This window comes from Cellulosimicrobium sp. XJ-DQ-B-000 (assembly GCF_031119065.1).
Taxonomy (GTDB): domain Bacteria; phylum Actinomycetota; class Actinomycetes; order Actinomycetales; family Cellulomonadaceae; genus Cellulosimicrobium; species Cellulosimicrobium funkei.
On the sequence record NZ_JAVHYN010000001.1, the window covers coordinates 739,794 to 761,400 of the forward strand.

21 protein-coding genes and 1 riboswitch are annotated in these 21,607 nt (G+C 76.2%); of the genes, 12 read left to right on the plus strand and 9 right to left on the minus strand.

Annotated features, from left to right (window positions below; all coding sequences use genetic code 11):
- Positions 1-135: 135 nt before the first annotated feature.
- The gene (locus RDI86_RS03650; protein ID WP_308820710.1) at positions 136-516 is read left to right on the plus strand and encodes a VOC family protein; all 381 of its coding nucleotides are present in this window, start codon (positions 136-138) and stop codon (positions 514-516) included.
- A 17-nt stretch (positions 517-533) separates the two neighbouring features.
- Here RDI86_RS03650 and RDI86_RS03655 read toward each other — a convergent pair whose 3' ends face one another.
- From RDI86_RS03655 to RDI86_RS03670, 4 genes are all read right to left on the minus strand, one after another.
- Positions 534-1,016 (minus strand): DUF456 domain-containing protein, encoded by a 483-nt coding sequence (locus tag RDI86_RS03655; protein WP_308820711.1) that lies wholly within the window; start codon positions 1,014-1,016, stop codon positions 534-536.
- A gap of 27 nt (positions 1,017-1,043) precedes the next feature.
- On the minus strand, positions 1,044-1,850 hold the full coding sequence (locus RDI86_RS03660) for an alpha/beta fold hydrolase (protein ID WP_083711834.1): 807 nt from the start codon (positions 1,848-1,850) through the stop codon (positions 1,044-1,046).
- Positions 1,847-2,407: a PadR family transcriptional regulator gene (locus RDI86_RS03665; RefSeq protein ID WP_076405116.1), complete on the minus strand. Its 561-nt coding sequence runs from the start codon at positions 2,405-2,407 to the stop codon at positions 1,847-1,849. Before RDI86_RS03665 ends, RDI86_RS03660 begins: the two co-directional genes overlap by 4 nt.
- Before the next feature lie 100 nt (positions 2,408-2,507).
- Positions 2,508-2,873, minus strand: coding sequence for a hypothetical protein (locus RDI86_RS03670; protein WP_021482514.1), 366 nt, complete (start codon positions 2,871-2,873; stop codon positions 2,508-2,510).
- A gap of 412 nt (positions 2,874-3,285) precedes the next feature.
- Here RDI86_RS03670 and RDI86_RS03675 point away from each other — a divergent pair, with 412 nt between their 5' ends.
- From RDI86_RS03675 to cobA, 5 genes are read left to right on the plus strand one after another with little or no spacing between them, the layout of a single operon-like run.
- The gene (locus RDI86_RS03675; protein ID WP_308820712.1) at positions 3,286-5,031 is read left to right on the plus strand and encodes a nitrite/sulfite reductase; all 1,746 of its coding nucleotides are present in this window, start codon (positions 3,286-3,288) and stop codon (positions 5,029-5,031) included.
- The gene (locus RDI86_RS03680; protein WP_083711833.1) at positions 5,028-5,915 is read left to right on the plus strand and encodes a phosphoadenylyl-sulfate reductase; all 888 of its coding nucleotides are present in this window, start codon (positions 5,028-5,030) and stop codon (positions 5,913-5,915) included. Before RDI86_RS03675 ends, RDI86_RS03680 begins: the two co-directional genes overlap by 4 nt.
- A gap of 8 nt (positions 5,916-5,923) precedes the next feature.
- Positions 5,924-6,919: a sulfate adenylyltransferase subunit CysD gene (gene cysD / locus RDI86_RS03685; RefSeq protein ID WP_308820713.1), complete on the plus strand. Its 996-nt coding sequence runs from the start codon at positions 5,924-5,926 to the stop codon at positions 6,917-6,919.
- Positions 6,919-8,307 (plus strand): GTP-binding protein, encoded by a 1,389-nt coding sequence (locus tag RDI86_RS03690; protein ID WP_308820715.1) that lies wholly within the window; start codon positions 6,919-6,921, stop codon positions 8,305-8,307. The genes cysD and RDI86_RS03690 overlap by 1 nt, the downstream gene beginning before the upstream one ends.
- A 37-nt stretch (positions 8,308-8,344) precedes the next feature.
- On the plus strand, positions 8,345-9,742 hold the full coding sequence (gene cobA / locus RDI86_RS03695; protein ID WP_308820716.1) for a uroporphyrinogen-III C-methyltransferase: 1,398 nt from the start codon (positions 8,345-8,347) through the stop codon (positions 9,740-9,742).
- A gap of 68 nt (positions 9,743-9,810) precedes the next feature.
- Here cobA and RDI86_RS03700 read toward each other — a convergent pair whose 3' ends face one another.
- Complete coding sequence (locus tag RDI86_RS03700) at positions 9,811-10,509, minus strand: response regulator transcription factor (protein WP_021483838.1); 699 nt, start codon at positions 10,507-10,509, stop codon at positions 9,811-9,813.
- Positions 10,506-11,867, minus strand: a complete 1,362-nt coding sequence (locus RDI86_RS03705; protein WP_061266871.1) for an ATP-binding protein — start codon at positions 11,865-11,867, stop codon at positions 10,506-10,508. Before RDI86_RS03705 ends, RDI86_RS03700 begins: the two co-directional genes overlap by 4 nt.
- Positions 11,868-12,003: 136 nt before the next feature.
- Between RDI86_RS03705 and RDI86_RS03710 the strand changes: the two genes are divergently transcribed.
- Together RDI86_RS03710 and RDI86_RS03715 are read left to right on the plus strand one after the other, a co-directional pair.
- Positions 12,004-13,743: a PspC domain-containing protein gene (locus tag RDI86_RS03710; protein WP_308820717.1), complete on the plus strand. Its 1,740-nt coding sequence runs from the start codon at positions 12,004-12,006 to the stop codon at positions 13,741-13,743.
- Positions 13,743-14,354, plus strand: a complete 612-nt coding sequence (locus tag RDI86_RS03715) for a hypothetical protein (RefSeq protein WP_308820718.1) — start codon at positions 13,743-13,745, stop codon at positions 14,352-14,354. Before RDI86_RS03710 ends, RDI86_RS03715 begins: the two co-directional genes overlap by 1 nt.
- 147 nt (positions 14,355-14,501) lie before the next feature.
- Here the strand turns inward: RDI86_RS03715 and RDI86_RS03720 are convergent, their stop codons facing one another.
- Positions 14,502-15,308, minus strand: a complete 807-nt coding sequence (locus RDI86_RS03720; protein ID WP_308820719.1) for a hypothetical protein — start codon at positions 15,306-15,308, stop codon at positions 14,502-14,504.
- Between the two features lie 207 nt (positions 15,309-15,515).
- Between RDI86_RS03720 and RDI86_RS03725 the strand changes: the two genes are divergently transcribed.
- The gene (locus RDI86_RS03725) at positions 15,516-16,676 is read left to right on the plus strand and encodes a glycosyltransferase family 4 protein (RefSeq protein ID WP_076405326.1); all 1,161 of its coding nucleotides are present in this window, start codon (positions 15,516-15,518) and stop codon (positions 16,674-16,676) included.
- A 4-nt stretch (positions 16,677-16,680) separates the two neighbouring features.
- Here RDI86_RS03725 and guaA read toward each other — a convergent pair whose 3' ends face one another.
- Together guaA and thiE are read right to left on the minus strand one after the other, a co-directional pair.
- Complete coding sequence (guaA, locus tag RDI86_RS03730; protein WP_061268633.1) at positions 16,681-18,294, minus strand: glutamine-hydrolyzing GMP synthase; 1,614 nt, start codon at positions 18,292-18,294, stop codon at positions 16,681-16,683.
- A gap of 42 nt (positions 18,295-18,336) precedes the next feature.
- Positions 18,337-19,050, minus strand: a complete 714-nt coding sequence (gene thiE, locus RDI86_RS03735; RefSeq protein ID WP_061268634.1) for a thiamine phosphate synthase — start codon at positions 19,048-19,050, stop codon at positions 18,337-18,339.
- 44 nt (positions 19,051-19,094) lie between these two features.
- Positions 19,095-19,197: riboswitch (TPP riboswitch) on the plus strand.
- Here thiE and thiO point away from each other — a divergent pair.
- The 3 genes from thiO (at position 19,187) to RDI86_RS03750 (ending at position 21,552) form a co-directional block, all read left to right on the plus strand.
- Positions 19,187-20,461 carry a glycine oxidase ThiO gene (gene thiO / locus RDI86_RS03740; RefSeq protein WP_308820720.1) on the plus strand — a complete coding sequence of 425 codons (1,275 nt, stop codon included), beginning with the start codon at positions 19,187-19,189 and terminating at the stop codon, positions 20,459-20,461. Its footprint overlaps the riboswitch before it by 11 nt.
- 5 nt (positions 20,462-20,466) lie before the next feature.
- Positions 20,467-20,700 (plus strand): sulfur carrier protein ThiS, encoded by a 234-nt coding sequence (thiS, locus tag RDI86_RS03745; RefSeq protein WP_168944694.1) that lies wholly within the window; start codon positions 20,467-20,469, stop codon positions 20,698-20,700.
- A gap of 9 nt (positions 20,701-20,709) precedes the next feature.
- Complete coding sequence (locus tag RDI86_RS03750) at positions 20,710-21,552, plus strand: thiazole synthase (protein WP_308820721.1); 843 nt, start codon at positions 20,710-20,712, stop codon at positions 21,550-21,552.
- Positions 21,553-21,607: the final 55 nt, after the last annotated feature.

The window sequence follows — 21,607 nt, forward strand, 5'->3', positions numbered from 1 at the left end:
CGGCACCGCCCGACCGACGCGTCCGCCGACGGTCCTCACCGGCGGGTCGTGCCGATGAGTCCTGCCGCCCGGCCCGGTCTCTCCTTCGTCCGCCGCACGTGCGCGCAGCACGGCCCGCACCACGAAGGAGTCCCCATGACGACGACGCACCTCACGGGCGTGCACACCGTCGCGATCCCGGTCACCGACCAGGACCGCGCGCTCGCCTACTACACCGGGACGCTCGGCTTCGAGCTCCGCATGGACGGCGAGCTCCAGGAGGGCTTCCGCTGGATCGAGGTCGCGCCCCCGGGCGCCGGGACGTCCGTCGCGCTCGTCCCGGCCGACGGCGGCCGCGGCGCGGGCGTCGACACCGGCATCCGCCTCACGACGACGGACGCCGCGGGCGACCACGCGACGCTCACCGCGGCGGGCGCGGACACGGGCGAGCTCCTGCGCTGGGAGGGGGTCCCGCCGATGTTCGCGCTGCGCGACGCCGACGGCAACACCCTCTACGTGATGGAGCGCCCCGGCTGACCGGGGACACCCCCGGGTCAGGTGAACGTGAGCCCGACGCCCCACGTCGCGGCGGCGAGGAGCCCGCCGAGGAGCTGGACGAGGATCGTGATGCCGGTCGCCTGCATCGCGGCGACCGTCGCGCGCCAGGCGGCGTGCCGGTCGCGGCGGCGCACGAGCTCGGCGAGGAACACGGCGAGCACGAACCCGATGAAGAGCCCGACCACCGGGATGACGAAGAACCCGACGACGCCCGCGATACCGCCCCACACGAGCGTCGACCACGGGACGTCCGCCCGGCGCATGTGCCGACCCGCGAGGACGTACTGGGACACCTCCGCGGCGACGACGAGCACGGCCGCGACCGCGAAGACGACCCAGGCGGCCGTGCCGCCCGTGACGATCGCCCACACGAGGATCGCCCCGAGCACGAGCACGTTCCCGGGCAGGATCTGCACGACGATCCCGATCAGCCCGACCAGGATCGCCAGCCCGACGAGGACCTCTCCACCGACGCTCACGGGGGAAACCCTCGCACGTCCGGCGCGCTACGCACGCCCCGCGGGCGGGACCAGCCGGGGGTGCGCGACGCCGTCGACCACCCACGAGCGGATCATCGCGCTGAAAAGGTCGGGGTCCTCCGCGCTCCACTGGTGGTGCATGCCGGGCGCCAGGCGGACGACGGCGTCCGGCACCCGGCGGGCGATCGTCCCGAGCGCGGAGCGCGCGGCGCGCAGGTCGCGCGAGCCCGCGACGGCGAGGACGCGCGTACCCGACGCCTCGAGGCCGGTCGGCCAGCAGCCGCCGTAGACGTCACGCAGGGTGCGGGCCATGTTGTCGCGGCGGATCGCGAGGCCGGTCCGGACGAAGACGTCGCGCGCGTCGGCGGGGAGGCGGAAGGCGCGGGCCTGCGCCTCCCAGTACCAGCGCCGGTCCCACACCCGGAGCTGGGCGCGCCCGACGGCCCCGGCGAGACCCGGCACGCCGTCGACCGCAGCGCCGGACGCGAGGACGGAGCGCACGAGCCCGGGGTGCCGCGCCGCGGCACGGAGGGCGACGATCCCGCCGTACGACAGCCCGACGAGGTGCACGGCCCGGCCCGCGGGCAGAGCCGCGACGAGGGCGGCCACGTCGTCGGCGGTGGCGTCCAGCGACACGACGTCCTCGGCCGCCCGGGACCCGAAGCCGGGCAGGTCCGGCGTCCGGACGTCGAGGTCGGCGAGGTGCTCGACCTGCGGCTCCCACATCCACGACGCGACGTTGCCGCCGTGCAGCAGGACGACGGAGACCTCGTCCGCCCCGGACCCGTCGGGCGGCGTCGCGGGGTGGCGCCCGACGGCGTCCGGCGTGGTCACGGGAGCACCTCCCGCTCGGTCTCGTCGAGCCACGCGAGCTCGGTCCGGGCGTGCGCGAGGCCGTGGCGGAGCGTGGCGAGGCGCAGGGCGAGCCCCCGGGTGCCGCGGACGCGGTCGGCGTCGGTACCGCCGTCGGCGAGGACGGCGGCGACGCGCTCGTGCTCGGCGGCGAGCGCCGCGACCGCCTCCTCCGCCTGCGCGCGGCGGGACGCGAGGAGCTCCGCGACGCCCGCGTCGTCGAGCTGGTCGGCGAAGAACAGCCGCCCGAGGAAGGGCTCGCGCGCGTCCTCCGGCTCGAGCGGCGCGGCGAGCCAGTCGCGGAGCGCCGCGCGGCCCGCGGCGGTGATCGTGTGGACCTTGCGGTCGGGGTAGCTCTCCTGCGGCACGACCTCCACCTCCGCGAGGCGCGCGTCGACGAGGGCCGCGAGCGTGCGGTAGAGCTGCGAGCGGTCCGCGGCCCAGAAGTGGTGCACGGAGGTGTCGAACGCGCGCTTGAGGTCGTAGCCGGTCATGGGCCGGACCGTGAGGAGCCCGAGCACGAGGTATCGAAGGACCATGCGACTAGTGGACCATGCACCTAGAACCAGGTCAACGCTTCCCGAGACGACGACGGCCCGCCGACGCGGAGCGTCGACGGGCCGGGTGCCGGTGGTGCGGTCAGTTCCAGAACACGGCGACGAGGATGTTGACGAGGGTCAGGCCGCCGATGGCGTGCTTGAGGCCCGGCGCCACGGCGCCGTCGGAGGACTTGGCCCCCTGGCGCTTGGCGACGAACGCGAGGACGGCGATGACGAGGGCGACGACCAGCTTGACGCCGATCTTGGCCATGTCCGGGCCACCGTCGCCCCAGACCGAGGCCTCACCGATCCCGACCATGGCGATCCCCGCGACGAGGGCGGTGAGCGCCCCGTGGAAGACGCCCTTGTACAGGCCCGGCGAGCGCAGGGACGCGAGGTAGCCACCGAGCACGATGGCCCACCCGATGAAGTGCAGCGCGACGAAGACGTTGTAGAGGAACTCCATGACCCCATGGTATTTGCTGACGACCCTGTCGTGAAACTTTGCACAAGGTGAGATGCGCCCGGCGATCTACGGCGCTCGACAAAGCAGACCGAATCGGTCTACTATTTTCGGTTTCCCACCATGCGGACCGGGGCTGTCCACGCGTCCGGACCGCGGCTACTGTTCTCGGCATGACCACGGCTGCCCGCACCCTCCTCGTGACCTCCGGTCACGGGACGCCGGCGTGCGCGCACACGTGTCTGAGCTGTTGTCGCTGAACCGCGCCCGACTCAGCGCGAGCCATCGCTCGCCTCTCTTCCCGAGAACCCCTGAGAACCGGCGCGCGCCGTCGGTCCTCAGCCACTCGCAGCATCCTCGCTGAGCGCTCGCCGTCGCGCGTCCCCGCCCCCCAACGAGGACACGAGGAACCCCGATGACGCAGGCACCGACTGCGCCCGAGGCCACGGACGGCAGCACTCCTCCCGCCCGTCCGCCGCGGACCGCCGAGCGCCCCGCGCGCGCCGCTCGACCGAACGGGCAGTGGAAGGTCGACGGCACCGAGCCGCTCAACGCGAACGAGAAGTGGAAGCAGGAGGACGGCGGCCTGTCCGTCCGCGAGCGCATCGAGACGATCTACGCGCGCGACGGCTTCGACTCCATCCCCGGCGACGACCTCCACGGACGCTTCCGCTGGTGGGGCCTGTACACGCAGCGCAAGCCCGGGATCGACGGCGGCAGGACCGCGACGCTCGAGCCGCACGAGCTCGAGGACCGGTACTTCATGCTCCGGGTCCGCATCGACGGTGGGGCGCTCACGACCGAGCAGCTGCGCGTCGTCGCGGGCATCTCGACGGAGTTCGCCCGCGACAGCGCGGACATCACCGACCGCCAGAACATCCAGCTCCACTGGGTCGAGGTCGAGGACGTCCCCGAGATCTGGCGCCGCCTGGAGTCCGTCGGGCTGCAGACGACCGAGGCGTGCGGCGACGTCCCGCGCGTCGTGCTCGGCAGCCCCGTCGCGGGCATCGCCGCCGACGAGCTCATCGACATCGGCCCGGCCGTCGCGGGGATCACCGAGAAGTACATCGGCGTCCCCGAGCTCGCGAACCTGCCCCGCAAGTTCAAGACGGCGCTCACCGGCCACCCGAGCCAGGACGTCGTCCACGAGATCAACGACGTCGCGTTCGTCGCGCACCGCCACCCCGAGCTGGGCGTCGGGTTCGACCTGTGGGTCGGCGGCGGCCTGTCCGCGAACCCGCGTCTCGGGGAGCGCCTCGGGGCGTTCGTCACCGAGGAGCAGGTGCCCGACGTGTGGCACGGCGTCGTGCGGATCTTCCGCGACTACGGCTACCGCCGGCTGCGCAACAAGGCGCGCCTGAAGTTCCTGCTCGCCGACTGGGGGCCGGAGAAGTTCCGCGAGGTCCTCGAGACCGAGTACCTCGGGTACGCGCTGCCCGACGGCCCCCCGGCGCCCAAGCCGACCGTCCCCGGTGACCACGTGGGCGTGCACAAGCAGAAGGACGGGCTCAACTACGTCGGGGCGGCGCCGTACGTCGGGCGCGTGTCCGGCACGATCCTCGCGAACGTCGCCGACCTCGCGGAGTCGGTCGGGTCGCACCGCGTGCGCCTCACCCCGCACCAGAAGCTCCTCGTCCTCGACGTGCCGGACGAGCACGTCGAGCACGTCGTGTCGACGCTCAAGGAGAACGGCCTCGACGCCCGGCCGAGCCCGTTCCGGCGCAGCACGATCGCGTGCACCGGCATCGAGTACTGCAAGCTCGCGATCGTCGACACGAAGGACACCGCGACCGCGACGATCGACGAGCTCGAGCAGCGGCTCGGGGACCTGTCCCAGATGAAGCCGCTCTCCCTGCACGTCAACGGCTGCCCCAACTCGTGCGCGCGCATCCAGACGGCGGACATCGGCCTCAAGGGCCAGCTCGTCATGGACGACGACGGCCGGCAGGTCCCGGGCTTCCAGGTCCACCTGGGCGGCGGGCTGGCCTCCGACGACCGCGAGCTCGCGGGGCTGGGCCGGACCGTGCGCGGGCTCAAGGTGACCGCGGACGACCTCACCGACTACGTCGAGCGCGTCGTCCGGCGCTACGAGAGCGACAAGGACGGGTCCGAGACGTTCGCCGAGTGGGCGCACCGTGCGGACGAGGAGGCGCTCCGATGACCGCGGACCTGACCGGCGGGAGCGCCGCACCCGCGGGCACCGACCCGCTCGCGGCGCTGCGCGCCGCGGCGCGGGCCCGGACGGAGCAGCGCGAGGGCGCGAAGGCCGCGCACCACGCGGAGCGTGCGCGGCAGGCCGCGCAGGGCCGGGAGAAGCGCTCGACCGACCAGCTGCGCGAGATCGCGCGGCGCGGCGCCGAGCTGCTGCACGGCGTGGGCACGCCCGGCGTCGAGGGCGCCACGCGCCCGGAGGCGACCGCCGACGAGGTGGTCGCCTGGGCGGCGCGCGAGTTCGGGACGTCCGTCGCGGTCGCGTGCTCCATGGCCGACGCGGTGCTCCCCCACGTCGTCGCGGCGCAGATCCCCTGGGTCGACGTGCTGTTCCTCGACACGGGCTACCACTTCGCCGAGACCGTCGGCACGCGCGACGCCGTCGAGCAGCAGCTGGACGTGACGATCGTCGACGTCAGGCCCGAGCTCACGGTCGCCCAGCAGGACGCGGCGCACGGCAAGGACCTGTTCGGCCGCGACCCGGCGCTGTGCTGCCAGCTGCGCAAGGTCGAGCCGCTGCACCGCACGCTCGCGGGCTACGAGGTGTGGGTCACGGGCGTGCGCCGCGACGAGGCGCCGACGCGGACCGGCACGCCGCTCGTCACGTTCGACGAGAAGAACGGGCTCGTGAAGATCAACCCGCTCGCGGCGTGGTCCTTCGACGACCTGCTCGCGTACGCGGCGCGGCACCAGGTGGTGCTCAACCCCCTGCTCCACGACGGCTACCCGTCGATCGGCTGCCAGCCGTGCACCCGGCGCGTCGCGCCGGGCGAGGACCCGAGGGCCGGCCGCTGGGCGGGGCTCGACAAGACAGAGTGCGGACTCCACGTATGAGGACGGGCATGACGACCATCGACCTGACGACCGACGCGCCGGGCTCCCCCGGCGCCTCCGCCGCCGCGGGCACGACCCCGGCCGCGGCGCTCCCCGGCGGGCGCCGCCTCGCCCAGCTCGACGCGCTCGAGAGCGAGGGCATCCACATCGTGCGGGAGGTCGTCGCCGAGTTCGAGCGACCGGTCCTGCTGTTCAGCGGGGGCAAGGACTCCGTGGTGATGCTCCACCTCGCGGTCAAGGCGTTCGCGCCCGGCCCGGTGCCGTTCCCCGTGCTGCACGTCGACACCGGGCACAACTTCCCCGAGGTCCTGGCCTACCGCGACGCGACGGCAGAGCGCCTCGGCCTGCGCCTCGAGGTGGCGCGCGTGCAGGACTACATCGACGACGGCCAGCTGCGCGAGCGCGCCGACGGCACGCGCAACCCGCTCCAGACGCAGCCGCTGCTCGACGCCATCTCGGGGCACCGGTTCGACGCCGTGTTCGGCGGCGGCCGTCGCGACGAGGAGAAGGCGCGCGCCAAGGAGCGCGTGTTCTCCCTGCGCGACGAGTTCGGCCAGTGGGACCCGCGCAACCAGCGCCCGGAGCTGTGGAACCTCTACAACGGGCGGCACCGCCCGGGCGAGCACGTCCGCGTGTTCCCGCTGTCGAACTGGACCGAGCTCGACGTGTGGCGCTACATCGCGCGCGAGCGCATCGAGCTCCCCGCGCTCTACTACGCGCACGAGCGCGAGGTGTTCGACCGCGACGGGATGCTCCTCGCCGTCGGGCCGTACTCGGAGCCCCGCACGGATGCCGAGACCGCGTCGCTGCGGACGGAGACCGTGCGCTACCGGACGGTGGGCGACATGTCGTGCACCGGCGCCGTGCGCTCGGACGCGGCGGGCGTCGACGACGTCATCGCCGAGGTCGCCGCGACGCGCATCACCGAGCGCGGCGCGACCCGCGCCGACGACCGCCTCTCCGAGGCCGCCATGGAGGACCGCAAGAAGGAGGGGTACTTCTGATGGGCACCCACACCACCACCGGTACCGTCACCGCGGACGCGGCGCCCCCGCTCGACGACGCGCGCCGCGGCACGCTGCTGCGCCTCGCGACGGCGGGCTCCGTCGACGACGGCAAGTCCACGCTCGTGGGCCGCCTGCTGTTCGACTCGAAGTCCGTGCTCGCCGACCAGCTCGACGCGGTCGAGCGCGTCTCGCGCGACCGCGGGCTGGAGACCGCCGACCTCGCGCTGCTCACCGACGGCCTGCGCGCCGAGCGCGAGCAGGGCATCACGATCGACGTCGCGTACCGGTACTTCGCGACCGCGCGCCGCTCGTTCATCCTCGCCGACTGCCCCGGGCACGTGCAGTACACGCGCAACACCGTGACGGGGGCGTCGACGGCCGACGTCGTCGTGCTGCTCATCGACGCGCGCAAGGGCCTGCTGGAGCAGACGCGCCGCCACCTCGCCGTCGCGAGCCTCCTGCGCGTGCCGCACGTCGTCGTCGCGGTGAACAAGATCGACCTCGTCGACTACAGCGAGGCGCGCTACGCCGAGCTCGCCGCGGACATCCGGGCGGCGGCGACGTCGCTCGGCGTCGGCGACGTGCACACGATCCCCGTCTCGGCGCTCGTCGGCGACAACGTCGTGGACCGGGCCAGCGCGCGCACGCCCTGGTACGACGGCCCGAGCCTGCTCGAGCTGCTCGAGGAGCTCCCGACGGGCGACGACCCGGAGGCCGAGGCGTTCCGCTTCCCCGTCCAGGTCGTCATCCGCCCGCAGGCCGCGGCCGACGAGCGCTACCGCGACTACCGCGGGTACGCCGGGCAGGTCGCGTCGGGCGTCGTGACGGTCGGCGACGAGGTCGTGGTGCTGCCCTCCGGGCGCCGCACGACGGTCGTCGGGATCGACACCGCCGACTCCCTCGCGAGCGGCACGGAGCTCGCCGAGGCGTTCGCCCCGCAGTCGGTGACGATCCGCCTCGCCGACGACGTGGACGTCGCGCGCGGCGACCTCCTCGCGTCCGCGGCCGAGGCACCCGACGTCACGCAGGACGTCGAGGGCACGGTCGCGTGGCTGGGCGACCGTCCGCTCCTGCCCGGCGCGCGCGTGCTGCTCAAGCACACGACCCGCACCGTGCAGGCCGTGGTGCGCGACGTCGTCGGGCGCCTCGACCTGGACACGGCCGAGCTCGAGCCCGCCGAGCGCCTGGAGCTCAACGACATCGGCCGCGTGACGCTGCGGCTCGCGTCGCCCGTCGCGGCCGAGGAGTACGTCGTGGCGCGCCGCACGGGCGCGTTCCTGCTCGTCGACGCCCAGGACGGCGGCACGCTCGCCGCCGGCATGGTCGGTGACGCGCTCGCCGCCGCCCGCCGGCCGGCCGAGCGTCCCGGCTCCTACGCCATCTAGCTCCTTCGCCACCGAGACCGAGACCGAGGCCGGAACCGTGACCGTACCCACCCACGAGACGTACCCCCTGGGCCTGCGTCTCGACGGCCGTCGCGTCGTCGTCGTCGGCGGCGGGCCCGTCGCCGCACGCCGCGCGCGAGGCGTCCTCGACGCGGGCGCGGTCGTGACCGTCGTCGCGCCGTACGTGTGCGAGGACCTCGCCGAGCTGCTCGCGGCCCACGGCCCGGGGGCCGCCGGTCACGCGGCGCACGCCCCGGCGGCGGTCCCGGCGCGGGACGCCCGGCTCTCCTGGGTGCGGCGCGACTACCTCACGGGCGACCTCGACGGCGCGTGGCTCGTCCACACCGCGACGGGCGACGCCCGCGTCGACGCCGAGGTAGCGGCCGACGCCGAGGCGGACCGCGTCTTCTGCGTCACCGCGGGCGACGCCGAGCGCGCGACCGCGTGGGTCCCGGCCGTCGCGCGCACGGTCGTGCCGGGCTCCTCCTCCGGGGCAGGGGAGGCCGAGGTCACGGTGGCCGTCAACGCCGGTCGCGACCCGCGGCGCGCCCAGCGCGTGCGCGACGCCGTCGCGGTGCTCCTCGAGACGGGCGAGCTCCCGCTGCGTGCGGTGCGGCCGGCACGCGCCGTCGTCGCGGGGTCTGGCGACGCCGGGCACGAGGCCACTACCGCGGGGGCCGTCACGGCGCCGCTCGTGCGGCCCGTGGGCTCCGTCGCGCTCGTCGGCGGGGGCCCGGGCGACGCGGGCCTGATCTCCGTGCGCGGGCGCCGGGTGCTCGCGGAGGCCGACGTCGTCGTGGTCGACCGGCTCGCGCCGCGCGCGCTGCTCGCCGAGCTCGGCGACGACGTCGTCGTGGTGGACGTCGGCAAGACGTCGGGCAACCACCCCGTGCCGCAGGACGAGATCAACCGGATCCTCGTGCACCACGCGCTCGTGGGGAAGCGGGTCGTCCGGCTCAAGGGCGGCGACCCGTACGTGTTCGGACGGGGTGGCGAGGAGCTCGACGCGTGCCGCGCCCACGGCGTCCCGGTGGAGGTCGTGCCCGGCGTGACGAGCGCCGTCTCCGTGCCCGCCGCCGCGGGCATCCCGGTGACGCACCGGGGCCTGTCGCGCGGGTTCACCGTGCTCACGGGGCACGAGGACGTCGGGAAGGTCCCCGCGGCGAGCGACCACACCGTCGTCCTGCTCATGGGTGTCTCGCGCCTCGCGGAGACCGCCGCGGCGCTCGTCGCGCAGGGCCGCTCGCCCGACACGCCGGTCGCGGTGGTCGAGGACGGCTACGGCCCGCGCCAGCGGACGACGGTCGGGACGCTCGCGACCATCGCCGAGCGGGCCCGCGAGGCCGGAGTGCGGCCCCCGGCCGTGACCGTCGTCGGCGACGTGGTCACCCTCTCCCCCGCCTGGCCGCCCCGCACCCCGCCCGCCCCGCGCTGAGTGCATGAAACAGTCGCCCTCGGATCCGTTCCGCGCGACTGTTTCCCGCACTCAGCGGTGGGCGGGGCTCAGAGGAGGCGGCGCTGGGCCGCCCAGCGGGTGAGCTCGTGACGGGACGACAGCTGGAGCTTGCGCAGGACCGCGGAGACGTGGGTCTCGACGGTCTTGATCGAGATGAACAGCTCCGACGCGACCTCGCGGTACGTGTACCCGCGCGCGATGAGGCGCATGACCTCCTGCTCGCGCGCGGAGAGCCGGTCGAGCTCGTCGTCGTGCACGGCGACGTCGCCCGCGCCCGTGCCGAACGCGTCGAGCACGAAGCCCGCGAGCCGCGGCGAGAACACCGCGTCGCCGCCCGCGACCTGCCCGACGGCGGCCGACAGGTCCGGCCCCGAGATCGCCTTCGTCACGTACCCGCGCGCGCCGGCGCGGATGACCGCGACGACGTCCTCCGCGGCGTCCGACACGGACAGCGCGAGGAACCGCACGTCGCCCAGCACGTCGGCGCAGCGCTGGATGACCTCCGCGCCCCCGCCGCCGTTCCCGCCGGGCAGGTGCACGTCGAGCAGCACGACCGGCGGCCGCAGCTCGTGCACGCGCGCGACCGCCGACCCCACGTCGTCCGCCTCGCCCACGACCGTGACGAGCGCCGGGTCGAGGCTCGCGCGCACACCGGCCCGGAACATGTGGTGGTCGTCGACGAGCACCACGGGCACCGGCCCGGTGGCGGGTGCGCCGTCGGGCGTCGCGCTGGGGATGGTCGTCACGGGGTCTCCTCGCTCGGTGCGGTCCGCGCCGGGCCGGGGTCCGTCGGCACGTCCGTCGACACGGCCCGCGGCACGCGCAACCGTACCTCGGTGCCCCACCCCGGCCGGCTGATGATCTCGGCCTTGCCCCCGCGGCGCTGCACGCGCCCGAGGATCGACTCGCGCACCCCGAACCGGTCGGGGGCGACGTCGTCCATGTCGAAGCCCTCGCCCCGGTCGCGGACGAACACCTCGACCGCCGCGTCGCTCACCTCGAGGTAGACGGAGTACGGCGGCCCGCCGTGGGCGACGGCGTTGACGAGCGCCTCGCGGGTCGCCTGGAGGAGCGCCGCCGTCTCCTGCGTCGGGGTGCAGTCCCCCACCACGACGACGTCCACGACGACCGGCCCCGGCTCGGGCGCACCGGGCGCCGCGCCGATCGGCTCGGCGCGGCGGCCCACGCGCCCGTCCTCGACCTCCGCCACGAGCGCGCGCAGCTCGGCAGCGAGCGACGTCCCGGGCGAGGGGCGGTCGTCGTAGAGCCACTCGCGCAGCTCGCGCTCCTGGGCGCGCGCGAGGCGCGCGACGGTGTCGGCGTCGGAGGACCGGGCGCGGATGAGGGCGAGCGTCTGGAGCACGGAGTCGTGCAGGTGCGCGGCGATGTCGGCCCGCTCGGCCTCGCGCGCCCGGGCGGCGCGCTCGTCGCCGAGCTCGCGCACGAGCCGCAGCCACCACGGAGCGAGCACGATCGCGACGCCGGCGAGCACCGCGACCGCGGCCACCGCGGCGCGCACGACCTGGGTGGGCCGCGCGTCCTGCCCCACGAGCAGCACGATGCCGACGAGCACGAGCACGACGCCGCCCGCGATGCGCACGACCCCGGCGGGCGTTCGCCCGCCCGCCCGCGTGAGCAGCCGCCCCCGCTCGACGGCGTCGAGCTGGCTCCACGCGAGCGCCGCGCCCGCGAGCGCGATGAGCACGGGGATGACCCACGAGACCTCGACGTCGACGCCCGTGCGCAGCGCCACGAGCAGCGCGGCGCCGCCCAGGAGGACGACGCCGATCGCGACGTCGCGCACGGGCAGGCGCCGCACGCTCCCCTGGAGGCGCGGCGCGAGCCGGGACAGCGAGGCGGGGCGCTGCTCGTCGCGCGCGGCCAGCGGGTCGCCGGACGGGACGGTGAGCCACCAGAACACGTACAGCGCGACGCCCGCGCCGCCCGCGAGCGCGAGGAGCGCCATGACGAGGCGCACGACCCCGACGCCGACGCCGAGGTGCGCCGCGAGGCCCGCGCACACGCCACCCACCCACCGGCCGCGCTCGGGGCGGCGCAGCGGCAGGTCGCGCGGTCGGGCGCCGGGCCGGGCTGCTGTCGTCACCCCCCGATCGTCACACGGCGCGGACGCCTCGAGCGCCCCCGGGCGGGGAAACCAGGGTCGGGCCCCGGACGGTTCAGGGTCGGGTCAGGGTGGCACCCGATACCGGCGGCGCGCCCCGCGCACCAGCATGGTGGTCATGAGCACTCCCGACCTCCCCGGACCCGGCGCCCAGCCCGGGAGCTCCGGCGGCGACACCGAGACACCCGGCGCGCAGCCGGGCACCGTCCCCCCGGGGCCGAGCGACCCCGACCACGGCGGCGGACCGGGCTGGACCGGCCCCGCCGGCCCGCCCCCGGGTGCACCGGGCGCGGCGCCGGGCGAGCCGCCCCGGCGTCCGAGCGGCGCCGACGGCTTCTTCGACGCGGTGCGCCGCGTCGGCATCTACCGCTCGGACGACCGCTGGATCGGCGGCGTCGCGTCCGGCGTCGCGGAGCGGTTCGGGATCGACCCGCTGGTCGTGCGCGGGCTGCTGTTCGTGACGTTCTTCCTCTCCGGCGCCGGGCTCGTCCTGTACGGCGCGGCGTGGGCGCTGCTGCCCGAGCGTCGCGACGGCCGCATCCACCTCCAGGAGGCGTTCCGCGGCAACGTCGACGTCGCGCTGCTCGGCGCCGCGGCGTTCGTCGTGGTCGGGTTCTCGTGGGGCGGCGGCTGGTGGTCGTGGTGGGACGCGCTCCACCTCGGCTGGCTGACCGGCCTGTTCTGGGTCGCGGCCTTCGTCACCGTGGCGGTCGTCGCGGTCTCGGCGCTCACGCAGCGCGGCCCCCGCGGCGGCCAGGGCACGCCTCCGCAGGCTCCGCCGTGGCCGGGCGGTCCGGGTCACGGCCCGGGTGGTCCGGGTCACGGCCCGGGCGGCGCCGGTCCGGCGCAGGGCCCGTACGCCCCGGGCCACGGCCCGACGGCGACCCCCGGCGCCCCCGCGGGCGGCGCACCCTCGGACGCCCCGTGGGGCAGCCCCGGCCCGACGTACCCGGGCGGCCCGACGACGTCCGGCACCCCCGGCGGGTCGCCCGTGGGCGGTGCGCCGACGAGAACGCAGGACGACGCGGTCTGGTCGGCGGAGGCGAGCCCGTACGCCGCCCCCGCGCCCGGCGTGACCGCGCCCCTCCCCCCGCACGCGCCGTACGCCCCGTCCCCGCAGGGCGGCGCACCGCAGCCGCCGCTCCCTCCGCAGGCCGCGCGCGCCCCGCGCCCGCCGAAGCCCCCGCGCCCTCGCGGCCCGGGTGCGACGACGACCGGCGTCGTCGTCGGGCTGAGCCTCCTCCTGGGGGCGCTGCTCCTCGTGCTCGACCGCCAGGGCGCGCTGCCCTGGCCGGTGTTCCTGACCTGGGCGGGCCTCAGCGGGATCCTCGCGGGCCTCGCGATCGTGGTCAGCGGGCTGCGGGGCCGGACGAGCGGCGGCCTCGGCTGGCTCGCGGTGGTCCTGCTCGTCGTCGCGCTCCCCGCCTCGGCGTGGCGCACGACCCCGTTCACCGTGTTCGTCGACGACTCCGTGCGGACCGTCACCGACGGCACGCACCGCATCACCGACCCCGAGGTCGCCGAGCAGGGGTTCGGCGTGTCGTTCGGCGACCCGCGCATCGACCTTTCCGACCTGGACCTGTCCGACGCGACCGCCGGCTCGCCCGTCGAGGTCCCCGTCCGGCTCGGCGCGGGCGACGCGACGGTCGTCGTGCCCGACGGCGTCCCCGTCCGCGCCGAGGTCCAGGTGCTCGCGGGCAACGCGCGCTGGCACGTGGACGGCGACCGTCAGGAGATCGGCGGGGTCAGCACGCAGCCGGTGACGTTCGACAACGACGAGGTCCAGACGGGCGACGACCCGCTGCTCGTGCTGCAGGTCGAGGTCGGCGCCGGCCAGGTCACGATCGAGGAGGACTGATGAACGACGAGAACCGCCGCGACGACGACACGCGGCCGCTCGGGGACGAGCTGTTCGACCCCGCCCCCACGCAGGGCCCCGAGCCGGCTCAGCAGCAGGAACGCCGGGAGGCGTCCGGGACGGACGCGACGGTCCCGCTCCCCGCCGTGACGCCCGCGGCCGACGCCCGCGCGACGACCCCGCTCCCGGCTGCGGCACCGTCCACCGACACCGGGGCCACGACGCCGCTGCCCGCCATGCCGCCGGCCGACCCGCTGTCGGTCGACGGGCCGCCCGCCGACGCGCCGCCCGTCGGTGCCCGGTCGGCCGGTGCCCCGTCGACTGGTGCGCCGCTCTACGGCGCGGCCCCGACGGCGTCGGGCGCCGACCCGTCGTCCACGGGCGGGGCGCCCGGCGCGGGCGCGGACCCCGGCCCGCTCCCGCGGCGCGGCCCGCGCGTCGCCACGATCGTGTGGGGCTTCGTCATCGTCGCCTTCGCCGTCGTGGTGCTCGCGGCCGCGCTCGGTGCCCGGGTCGACCTGGGGCTCGCGACGATCGTCGTGCTCGCCGCGGCGGGGGTCACGCTCGTCGTCGGGTCGGTCGTCTCCGGGGCACGACGCCGCCGAGGCTGAGCCGCACCGGGACCTCCGGGTACGCCGAGGGCCGTGGCACGTCGTGCCACGGCCCTCGGTGTGCCCGAGCGACGCCGCCCCGCACGCTCTCCCCGGTGCGACCCGGTGGGAGCGGGTCCTCGGCGCCCGGACGGGCTGCCGGGACGGTCAGGGGGTCGGCTCGTCGCCCCGCCGCGTCGGGCCGTCGGCCCGGTGCTCGGGCGTGGTCGGCCCCGTCGTCGTCGTCGGGGTGTCGGGCGAGGCCGCGGGCGAGGAGCCCGGTGCGCTCGGCGTGCCCGTGCCGGCGGCACCGGTCGGCTCGACGGGCGTCGCCGTCGTGCCGGGAGCGGCCGCGCGGGCCTCGGCGCCGGGGGTCGAGAGCGCGGAGGGGCGGCCCGGGGACGTCGGCTCGGGGCGCACCGGAGGCGCCGTCGGCGACGGCTCGACGTGCCCCGGCGCGGCGTGCGCGGGTGCGGCGTGCCGACCGGCGTCCGACAGGTCGCCCGACGACGAGTAGCCGCCCGGGGTCTCGACGGCGACGCTCGGCCCGCCCGCGAGCCGGCGCAGCGCGATGCCGACGAGGATGAACAGGATGCCCAACCCGATGACGAGCGCGCACACCCCGAACGCGACGACGGACGTGAACAGCGACGCGCGCAGGAACGAGGCGGTCATGACGGTCTGGCGCGTCGGGTCGTCCTGGTCGAGCTCGGCGTAGGTCTTGCCGTCGCTCGCCTCGAGCGCGTGCTTGTTGATGACCTCGGCCTGCGCGTACGCGGTGAGCGGCCCGTTGACGTGGCGCCCCGCGAGGAACGACGCGTCGTCGGAGACGGTGATCTCCTCGGCGGACAGCTGGTTCGACACGACGATCCATGTGCCGATGCCCGCGAGGAGAAGGATGATGCCCGCGATGATCGACACGAGGCCGATGCCCCGTGCCCCCTTCGTCGGTGTGACGGTGACGGTGCTCGACATGGCGCGTTCTCCCCTTCGTCAGGACCCACCTGCAGCCGCCCGCGCGAGACGGCCCGCGGGTGCGGGCCGGTCACGGGACGGTCGAACCACCCATACGGGGCCCACGGTAGCGACGGGAGACGCCCACCGCGCGGCGAACGCGCACCTCAGGGCGGGCGCGGCGACGACCGCGCGGTCCGCCGGGGCCGGGATGGGAGGATGCGGTCCGTGCGCATCACCCACCTGACCGACTGCTACCTGCCGCTGCTCGGCGGCATCGAGACCCAGGTCGCGCGGCTCGCGCAGCAGCAGGCGGCCGCCGGTCACGACGTCGCGGTCGTCTGCACGACGCCCGCGCGCCCCGGCGCGCACGGCGTGTCGACCGAGCGGGACGGCGACGTCACGGTGCACCGGCTCGCCGCGCGCGTCCCGGGCGGGTACCCCGTGCACCCGCGCGCGCCGCACCACGTGGCGCGGGTCCTGCGGACCGACCGGCCCGACGTCGTGCACCTGCACATGGGCGTGCTGACGCCCTCCACCCAGGCGTCGCTGCGGACGGTCGTGCGCGCGGGGCTGCCCGCGGTCCTCACCGTGCACAGCGTCTGGGGCGGCGCGGAGCGCGCGTTCGCCGGGCTCGACCGCGTGGTCCGCTGGTCCCGCTGGCCCGTGCTGTGGTCGGCCGTGAGCGAGCTGACCGCCGCTCCCCTGCGTCGGATCGTCGGCGACCACGGCGAGGTCGTGGTGCTGCACAACGGCCTCGACCTCGACGCGTGGCGCGTCCCGCGCACCGAGCGCGCCGACCGCATGGAGGGCTCGGCCGTCCACGTCGTGGCCGCGACGCGGTTCGCGCCCCGCAAGCGCGTGCTGCCGTTCCTCGAGGTCGTGCGCGACGCCGTCGCGCGCCTCCCCGAGGGGGCGCTGCACGTGACGCTCGCCGGGGACGGCCCCGAGCTGGCCGACGCGCGGCGCCTCGTCGCCGAGCACGGGCTGGGGTCGGTCGTGTCGCTCCCGGGGCGGCTCGACGCGACGGGCCTCCAGCGGCTCTACGCGCGCGCCGACGTGTTCGCCGCCCCCGCCGTCGAGGAGGCGTTCGGCATCGCCGCGCTCGAGGGCCAGGCCGCGGGGCTGGCCGTGCTCACGCGCTCGCAGTCGGGCGTGGCGGAGCGCCTCACCGACGGCGTCGACGCGCTCGTGGCCGACGACGACGCCGGCCTCGCCGACGCGCTCGTGCGCCTCGCGACCGAGGACGGCCTGCTCGACCGGATCGTCGCCCACAACCGGGACGTGCCGTCGTCGGCGGGCTGGCCGCGCGTGCTCGCCGACGTGGAGCGGGCATACGAACGGGCCGCGACGATCGCCGTGGATCGTCGGGCCCGCCCGTCCCGCTAGGGGGTCACTCCCACTCGATGGTGCCCGGGGGCTTGCTCGTCACGTCGAGCACGACGCGGTTGACCTCGGAGACCTCGTTGGTGATGCGCGTCGAGATGACGGACAGCACGTCGTAGGGCAGGCGCGTCCAGTCGGCCGTCATCGCGTCCTCGGACGAGACGGGGCGCAGCACGATCGGGTGGCCGTAGGTGCGGCCGTCGCCCTGGACGCCGACCGAGCGGACGTCGGCGAGCAGCACGACCGGGCACTGCCAGATCTCCTGGTCGAGGCCGGCCTTCGTGAGCTCCTCGCGCGCGATCGCGTCGGCGGCGCGCAGCGTCTCGAGGCGGTCCGCCGTGACCTCGCCGACGATGCGGATGCCCAGCCCGGGGCCCGGGAACGGCTGCCGCGCGACGATCTCCTCGGGCACGCCGAGCTCGCGGCCGACCGCGCGGACCTCGTCCTTGAACAGCGTGCGCAGCGGCTCGACGAGCGAGAACTGCAGGTCGTCGGGCAGGCCGCCGACGTTGTGGTGGCTCTTGATGTTCGCCGCGCCCTCGCCGCCGCCGGACTCGACGACGTCCGGGTAGAGCGTGCCCTGCACGAGGAACTTCACCTCGGCGCCGTGCTCGCCCGCGTCCTCGACGATCTGGCGCGCCGCGTCCTCGAACACGCGGATGAACTCGCGACCGATGATCTTGCGCTTGGTCTCCGGGTCGCTGTGCCCGGCGAGCGCGGTGAGGAACCGCTCCTTCTCGTCGCGGATCACGAGGTTGACGCCCGTCGCCGCGACGAAGTCGCGCTCGATCTGCTCGACCTCGCCCGCGCGCATCAGCCCGTGGTCGACGTGCACGCACGTGAGCTGGTCACCCACCGCGCGCTGCACGAGCGCCGCGGCGACGGCGGAGTCCACGCCGCCCGAGAGGGCGCAGATGACGCGCGCGTCGCCGACCTGGGCGCGGATCGCCGCGACCTGGTCCGCGATGACGTTGCCGGGCGTCCAGTCCGGGGCGAGACCCGCGCCGTCGTACAGGAAGTGCTCCAGCACCGTCTGGCCGTGCGCGGAGTGCTTGACCTCCGGGTGCCACTGCACGCCGTAGAGGCGACGCTCGCGGTCCTCGAACGCGGCGACCGGCGAGCCCGACGACGTCGCGAGGACCTCGAAGCCCTCGGGCGCGCGGTGCACGGCGTCGCCGTGGCTCATCCACGTGGTCTGGTTCTGCGGCGTGCCGTCGAGCAGCACGCCCGCGGCGCACACCTCGACCTCGGTGCCGCCGTACTCGCGCAGGCCCGTCTGGGCGACCTCGCCGCCGAGGGCCTTCGCCATGGCCTGGAAGCCGTAGCAGATGCCCATGACGGGCACGCCGGCCTCGAACAGCGCCGGGTCGACGAACGGGGCACCCGTGGCGTACACGGACGAGGGACCGCCCGAGAGGATGATCGCGGCCGGGTCCTTGGCGAGCATCTGCTCGACCGTGAAGGTGTGCGGCACGATCTCGGAGTAGACCTTGGCCTCGCGCACGCGGCGCGCGATGAGCTGCGCGTACTGGGCGCCGAAGTCGACGACGAGCACGGGCCGCGGGGTCGAGGCCACCTCAGCGGTGGTGGGGGTGTCGGGAGCGGTGGCGGGTGACGTCACCCGTCCAGGATAGTCGCCGTGCGGCGGGGCTCGTCCCGCGTCTCAGGCGTCGGTGCGCACCTCGGCGCGCGCCGCGACGCGCTCGCGCAGGGCGCGGGCGGCCGCCTCCGGGTCGCTCGCCGCCGTGATCGCGCGCACCACCACGATCCGGGTCGCGCCCGCGTCGAGGACCGCGTCGAGCCGGTCCGCGTCGATCCCGCCGATCGCGAACCACGGCGTCGCGGGCCGGGTCGCCGCGACGTCGCGCAGCAGGTCCAGGCCGACGGCGGCCCGCCCCGGCTTCGTCGGGGTCGCCCACAGCGGGCCCACGCAGAAGTAGTCCACCGCCGGGTCGGCCTCCGCCGCGGCCGCCTGCGCGGCCGAGTGCGTGGACCGGCCGAGCACGGGCCCCGCGCCGAGCAGCGCCCGCACGGCCGGGACCGGCAGGTCGCCCTGGCCCATGTGCACGACCGGCGCGCCCGTGACCGACGCCACGTCCGCCCGGTCGTTCACGGCCCACAGCGCGCCGTGCTCCGTCGCGACGCGCGCGACGAGCTCCTGGAGCTCGAGCTCCCGCGCGACGTCGAGCGTCTTGTCGCGGAGCTGCACGACGTCCACCCCGCCCGCGAGCGCCGCCCGCAGGAAGTCCTCGAGGTCGCCGCGCTCCTCGCGCGCGTCCGTGCAGAGGTAGAGCCGCGCGTCGGCGAGCCGGGCGCGTGCGGCGTCCGCCGCCGACGGGGCGGGAGTGGCCGGGGTGGTGGAGGTCTCGGAGCTCACCCGCGGGAGCCTAACCTCGGCGGGCCCACGGCAGGAGGTACTGTGGCCGACAGCACGGGAGCCCCGCACGGGGCTGAGAGGGCGTCGCCGCCGACCGTCGAACCTGATCTGGGTCATGCCAGCGAAGGGAGCGCACATGAGCCTGTCCGTCCACCCGTCCGCGGGTGGCTCCGTCGTGCCCGACGGCGCGCGTGACGTCGTCGTCGTGGGGGGCGGGATCGTGGGTCTCGCCGTCGCGTGGCGCGCGGCGCGCGCGGGCCTGACCGTCACGGTGCTCGACCCGGCGCCGGGCGCGGGCGCGACGCATGCCGCCGCGGGGATGCTGGCGCCGGTGACCGAGGCCGACTTCGGGGAGGAGGCCGCCCTGCGGCTCCACCTCGCGGCCGCCGCGGCGTGGCCGGCGTTCGCCGCGGACCTGCGCGCGGTGACGGGGGCGGACGTCGGGCTGCGGACCGCCGGGACGCTCACCCTCGCCTACGACGCGGACGACCTCGCGCTGCTCCGCCGCGTCCTCGCGCTGCACGCCGCACACGGTCTCGCGTCGCACGAGCTCACCGTCGCCGACGCGCGCCGCCGCGAGCCGTACCTGGGCCCGCGCGTCGCCGGGGCGGCGTGGGCCCCCGCGGACCACGCCGTCGACCCGCGCGCGACGCACGCCGCGCTGCTCGCGGCGGTCGTCGGACGCGGCACCGCGGGCGCGGGCTCGGCCGCCGGGGCGCGCGTCGTCCGCGCGTCCGCGACCCGGCTCGCGCTCGATGCCGGGCGCGTGGTCGGCGTGCACGACGACGCCGGCCGGCTCCACCGCGCGGGTGCGGTCGTCGTCGCGGCGGGCTGGCAGTCGGGCGCCCTCCTCGCGGACGTGCCGGGCGTCGTCGTGCCCACGCGCCCGGTGAAGGGTCAGACGCTGCGGCTCGACGCCGGCCCGGACCTCGCGCTGGAGCACGTCGTGCGCGGGCTCGTGCAGGGCCGGCCGGTGTACGTCGTGCCGCGCGACGCCGAGCCGGCGGGGCCGCGCGCGGGTCACCGGGAGGTCGTCGTCGGGGCCACCACCGAGGAGAACCCGGACGACCGCCGCGCCACCGCCGGCGGGGTCTTCGCGCTCCTGCGGGACGCGCGCGCCCTCCTGCCGGGGATCGACGAGGCCGCGCTGGTCGAGGTGACGCCGCGGGGGCGCCCCGCGACCCCGGACAACCTCCCGCTCGTCGGGCCGACGGACGTCCCGGGGCTGCACCTCGCGACGGGCCACGGCCGCAACGGCATCCTGCTCGCCCCGCTCACGGCCGACGCCGTCGTCGCCGGGCTCGGCGGGCTCTCCGGCCTGGGCGGGACCGAGCCCAGGGACGACGTCGCGACCGCCCTCGCCACCGCCCGGACCGACCGCTTCGCCCGCACCGCCACGACACCGAGGTGAGACCCGTGACCGCACCCGCACCCACCGCGCTCGTCAACGGCGAGCCGTACCCGCTCGACGGCGACGTCGACCTGGAGCGGCTCGTCGCCGCGCTCGTCCCCGCCTACGTCGCCGACGGCACGCCGCAGGGCGTCGCGGTGGCCGTCGGGGACGCCGTCGTGCCGCGCGGCGCCTGGGCGACGACCGTCGTCGCGCCCGGGGACCGCATCGAGATCGTCGCCGCCGTCCAGGGCGGCTGAGGAGGACCCATGACCACGACCGACGTCTCCCCCGCCACCGCGAGCGGCCCGGCCGTCGCCGACGACCCGCTCGTCGTCGCCGGCACGCCCGTCGGGTCGCGCCTCGTCATGGGCACCGGCGGGGCCGCGAACCTGCTCACGCTCGAGGACGCGCTCGTCGCGTCGGGCACCGCCCTGACGACCGTCGCGATGCGACGCGTCGCCGTCCGCGCCGGCGGGGACGCGAGCCCCGACGCGGGGATCTGGGCGCTGCTCGCGCGCCTCGGCATCCGCGCGCTGCCCAACACCGCCGGGTGCTTCTCGGTGCGGGAGGCCGTGCTCACCGCGCACCTCGCGCGCGAGGCGTGCGGCACCGAGTGGGTCAAGCTCGAGGTGATCGCCGACGACGTGACCCTCCTGCCCGACCCGGTCGGCCTCGTCGAGGCGGCGGACCAGCTCGTGCGCGACGGGTTCGTCGTGCTGCCCTACACGAACGACGACCCGATCCTCGCGCGCCGGCTGGAGGACGTCGGCTGCGCCGCCGTCATGCCCCTCGGGGCACCCATCGGCACGGGGCTGGGCATCCTCAACCCGCGCAACATCGAGGCGATCGCCGCCGCGGCCCGCGTGCCCGTGATCCTCGACGCGGGGATCGGCACGGCGTCCGACGCCGCGCTCGCCATGGAGCTCGGCTGCGACGGCGTGCTCCTCGCGACGGCCGTCACGCGCGCCGCCGACCCGGTCCGCATGGCCCGCGCGATGCGCCTCGCCGTCGATTCGGGTCGGCTCGCCGCGGGCGCCGGGCGCATCCCCCGCCGCGAGGGCGCCCTGGCGAGCTCGTCCCCGCAGGGCCGCCTGGACCTGGCCCTCTGACCCCGTCCACCAGGCCGTCCCGGCGGGCCGAGCAGGCCATCCCGGCTCGTCCGTC

Bases quoted from the DNA above. Each gene is read 5' to 3' on its own strand.
- RDI86_RS03670 (WP_021482514.1), bottom strand. From the start codon at position 2,873: ATGGAGTTCCTCTACAACGTCTTCGTCGCGCTGCACTTCATCGGGTGG.
- RDI86_RS03680 (WP_083711833.1), top strand. From the start codon at position 5,028: ATGACCGCGGACCTGACCGGCGGGAGCGCCGCACCCGCGGGCACCGAC.
- RDI86_RS03650 (WP_308820710.1), top strand. From the start codon at position 136: ATGACGACGACGCACCTCACGGGCGTGCACACCGTCGCGATCCCGGTC.
- RDI86_RS03715 (WP_308820718.1), top strand. From the start codon at position 13,743: ATGAACGACGAGAACCGCCGCGACGACGACACGCGGCCGCTCGGGGAC.
- RDI86_RS03690 (WP_308820715.1), top strand. From the start codon at position 6,919: ATGGGCACCCACACCACCACCGGTACCGTCACCGCGGACGCGGCGCCC.
- RDI86_RS03720 (WP_308820719.1), bottom strand. From the start codon at position 15,308: ATGTCGAGCACCGTCACCGTCACACCGACGAAGGGGGCACGGGGCATC.
- RDI86_RS03710 (WP_308820717.1), top strand. From the start codon at position 12,004: ATGAGCACTCCCGACCTCCCCGGACCCGGCGCCCAGCCCGGGAGCTCC.
- RDI86_RS03675 (WP_308820712.1), top strand. From the start codon at position 3,286: ATGACGCAGGCACCGACTGCGCCCGAGGCCACGGACGGCAGCACTCCT.
- thiO (WP_308820720.1), top strand. From the start codon at position 19,187: ATGAGCCTGTCCGTCCACCCGTCCGCGGGTGGCTCCGTCGTGCCCGAC.
- cysD (WP_308820713.1), top strand. From the start codon at position 5,924: ATGACGACCATCGACCTGACGACCGACGCGCCGGGCTCCCCCGGCGCC.
- RDI86_RS03750 (WP_308820721.1), top strand. From the start codon at position 20,710: ATGACCACGACCGACGTCTCCCCCGCCACCGCGAGCGGCCCGGCCGTC.
- RDI86_RS03665 (WP_076405116.1), bottom strand. From the start codon at position 2,407: ATGGTCCTTCGATACCTCGTGCTCGGGCTCCTCACGGTCCGGCCCATG.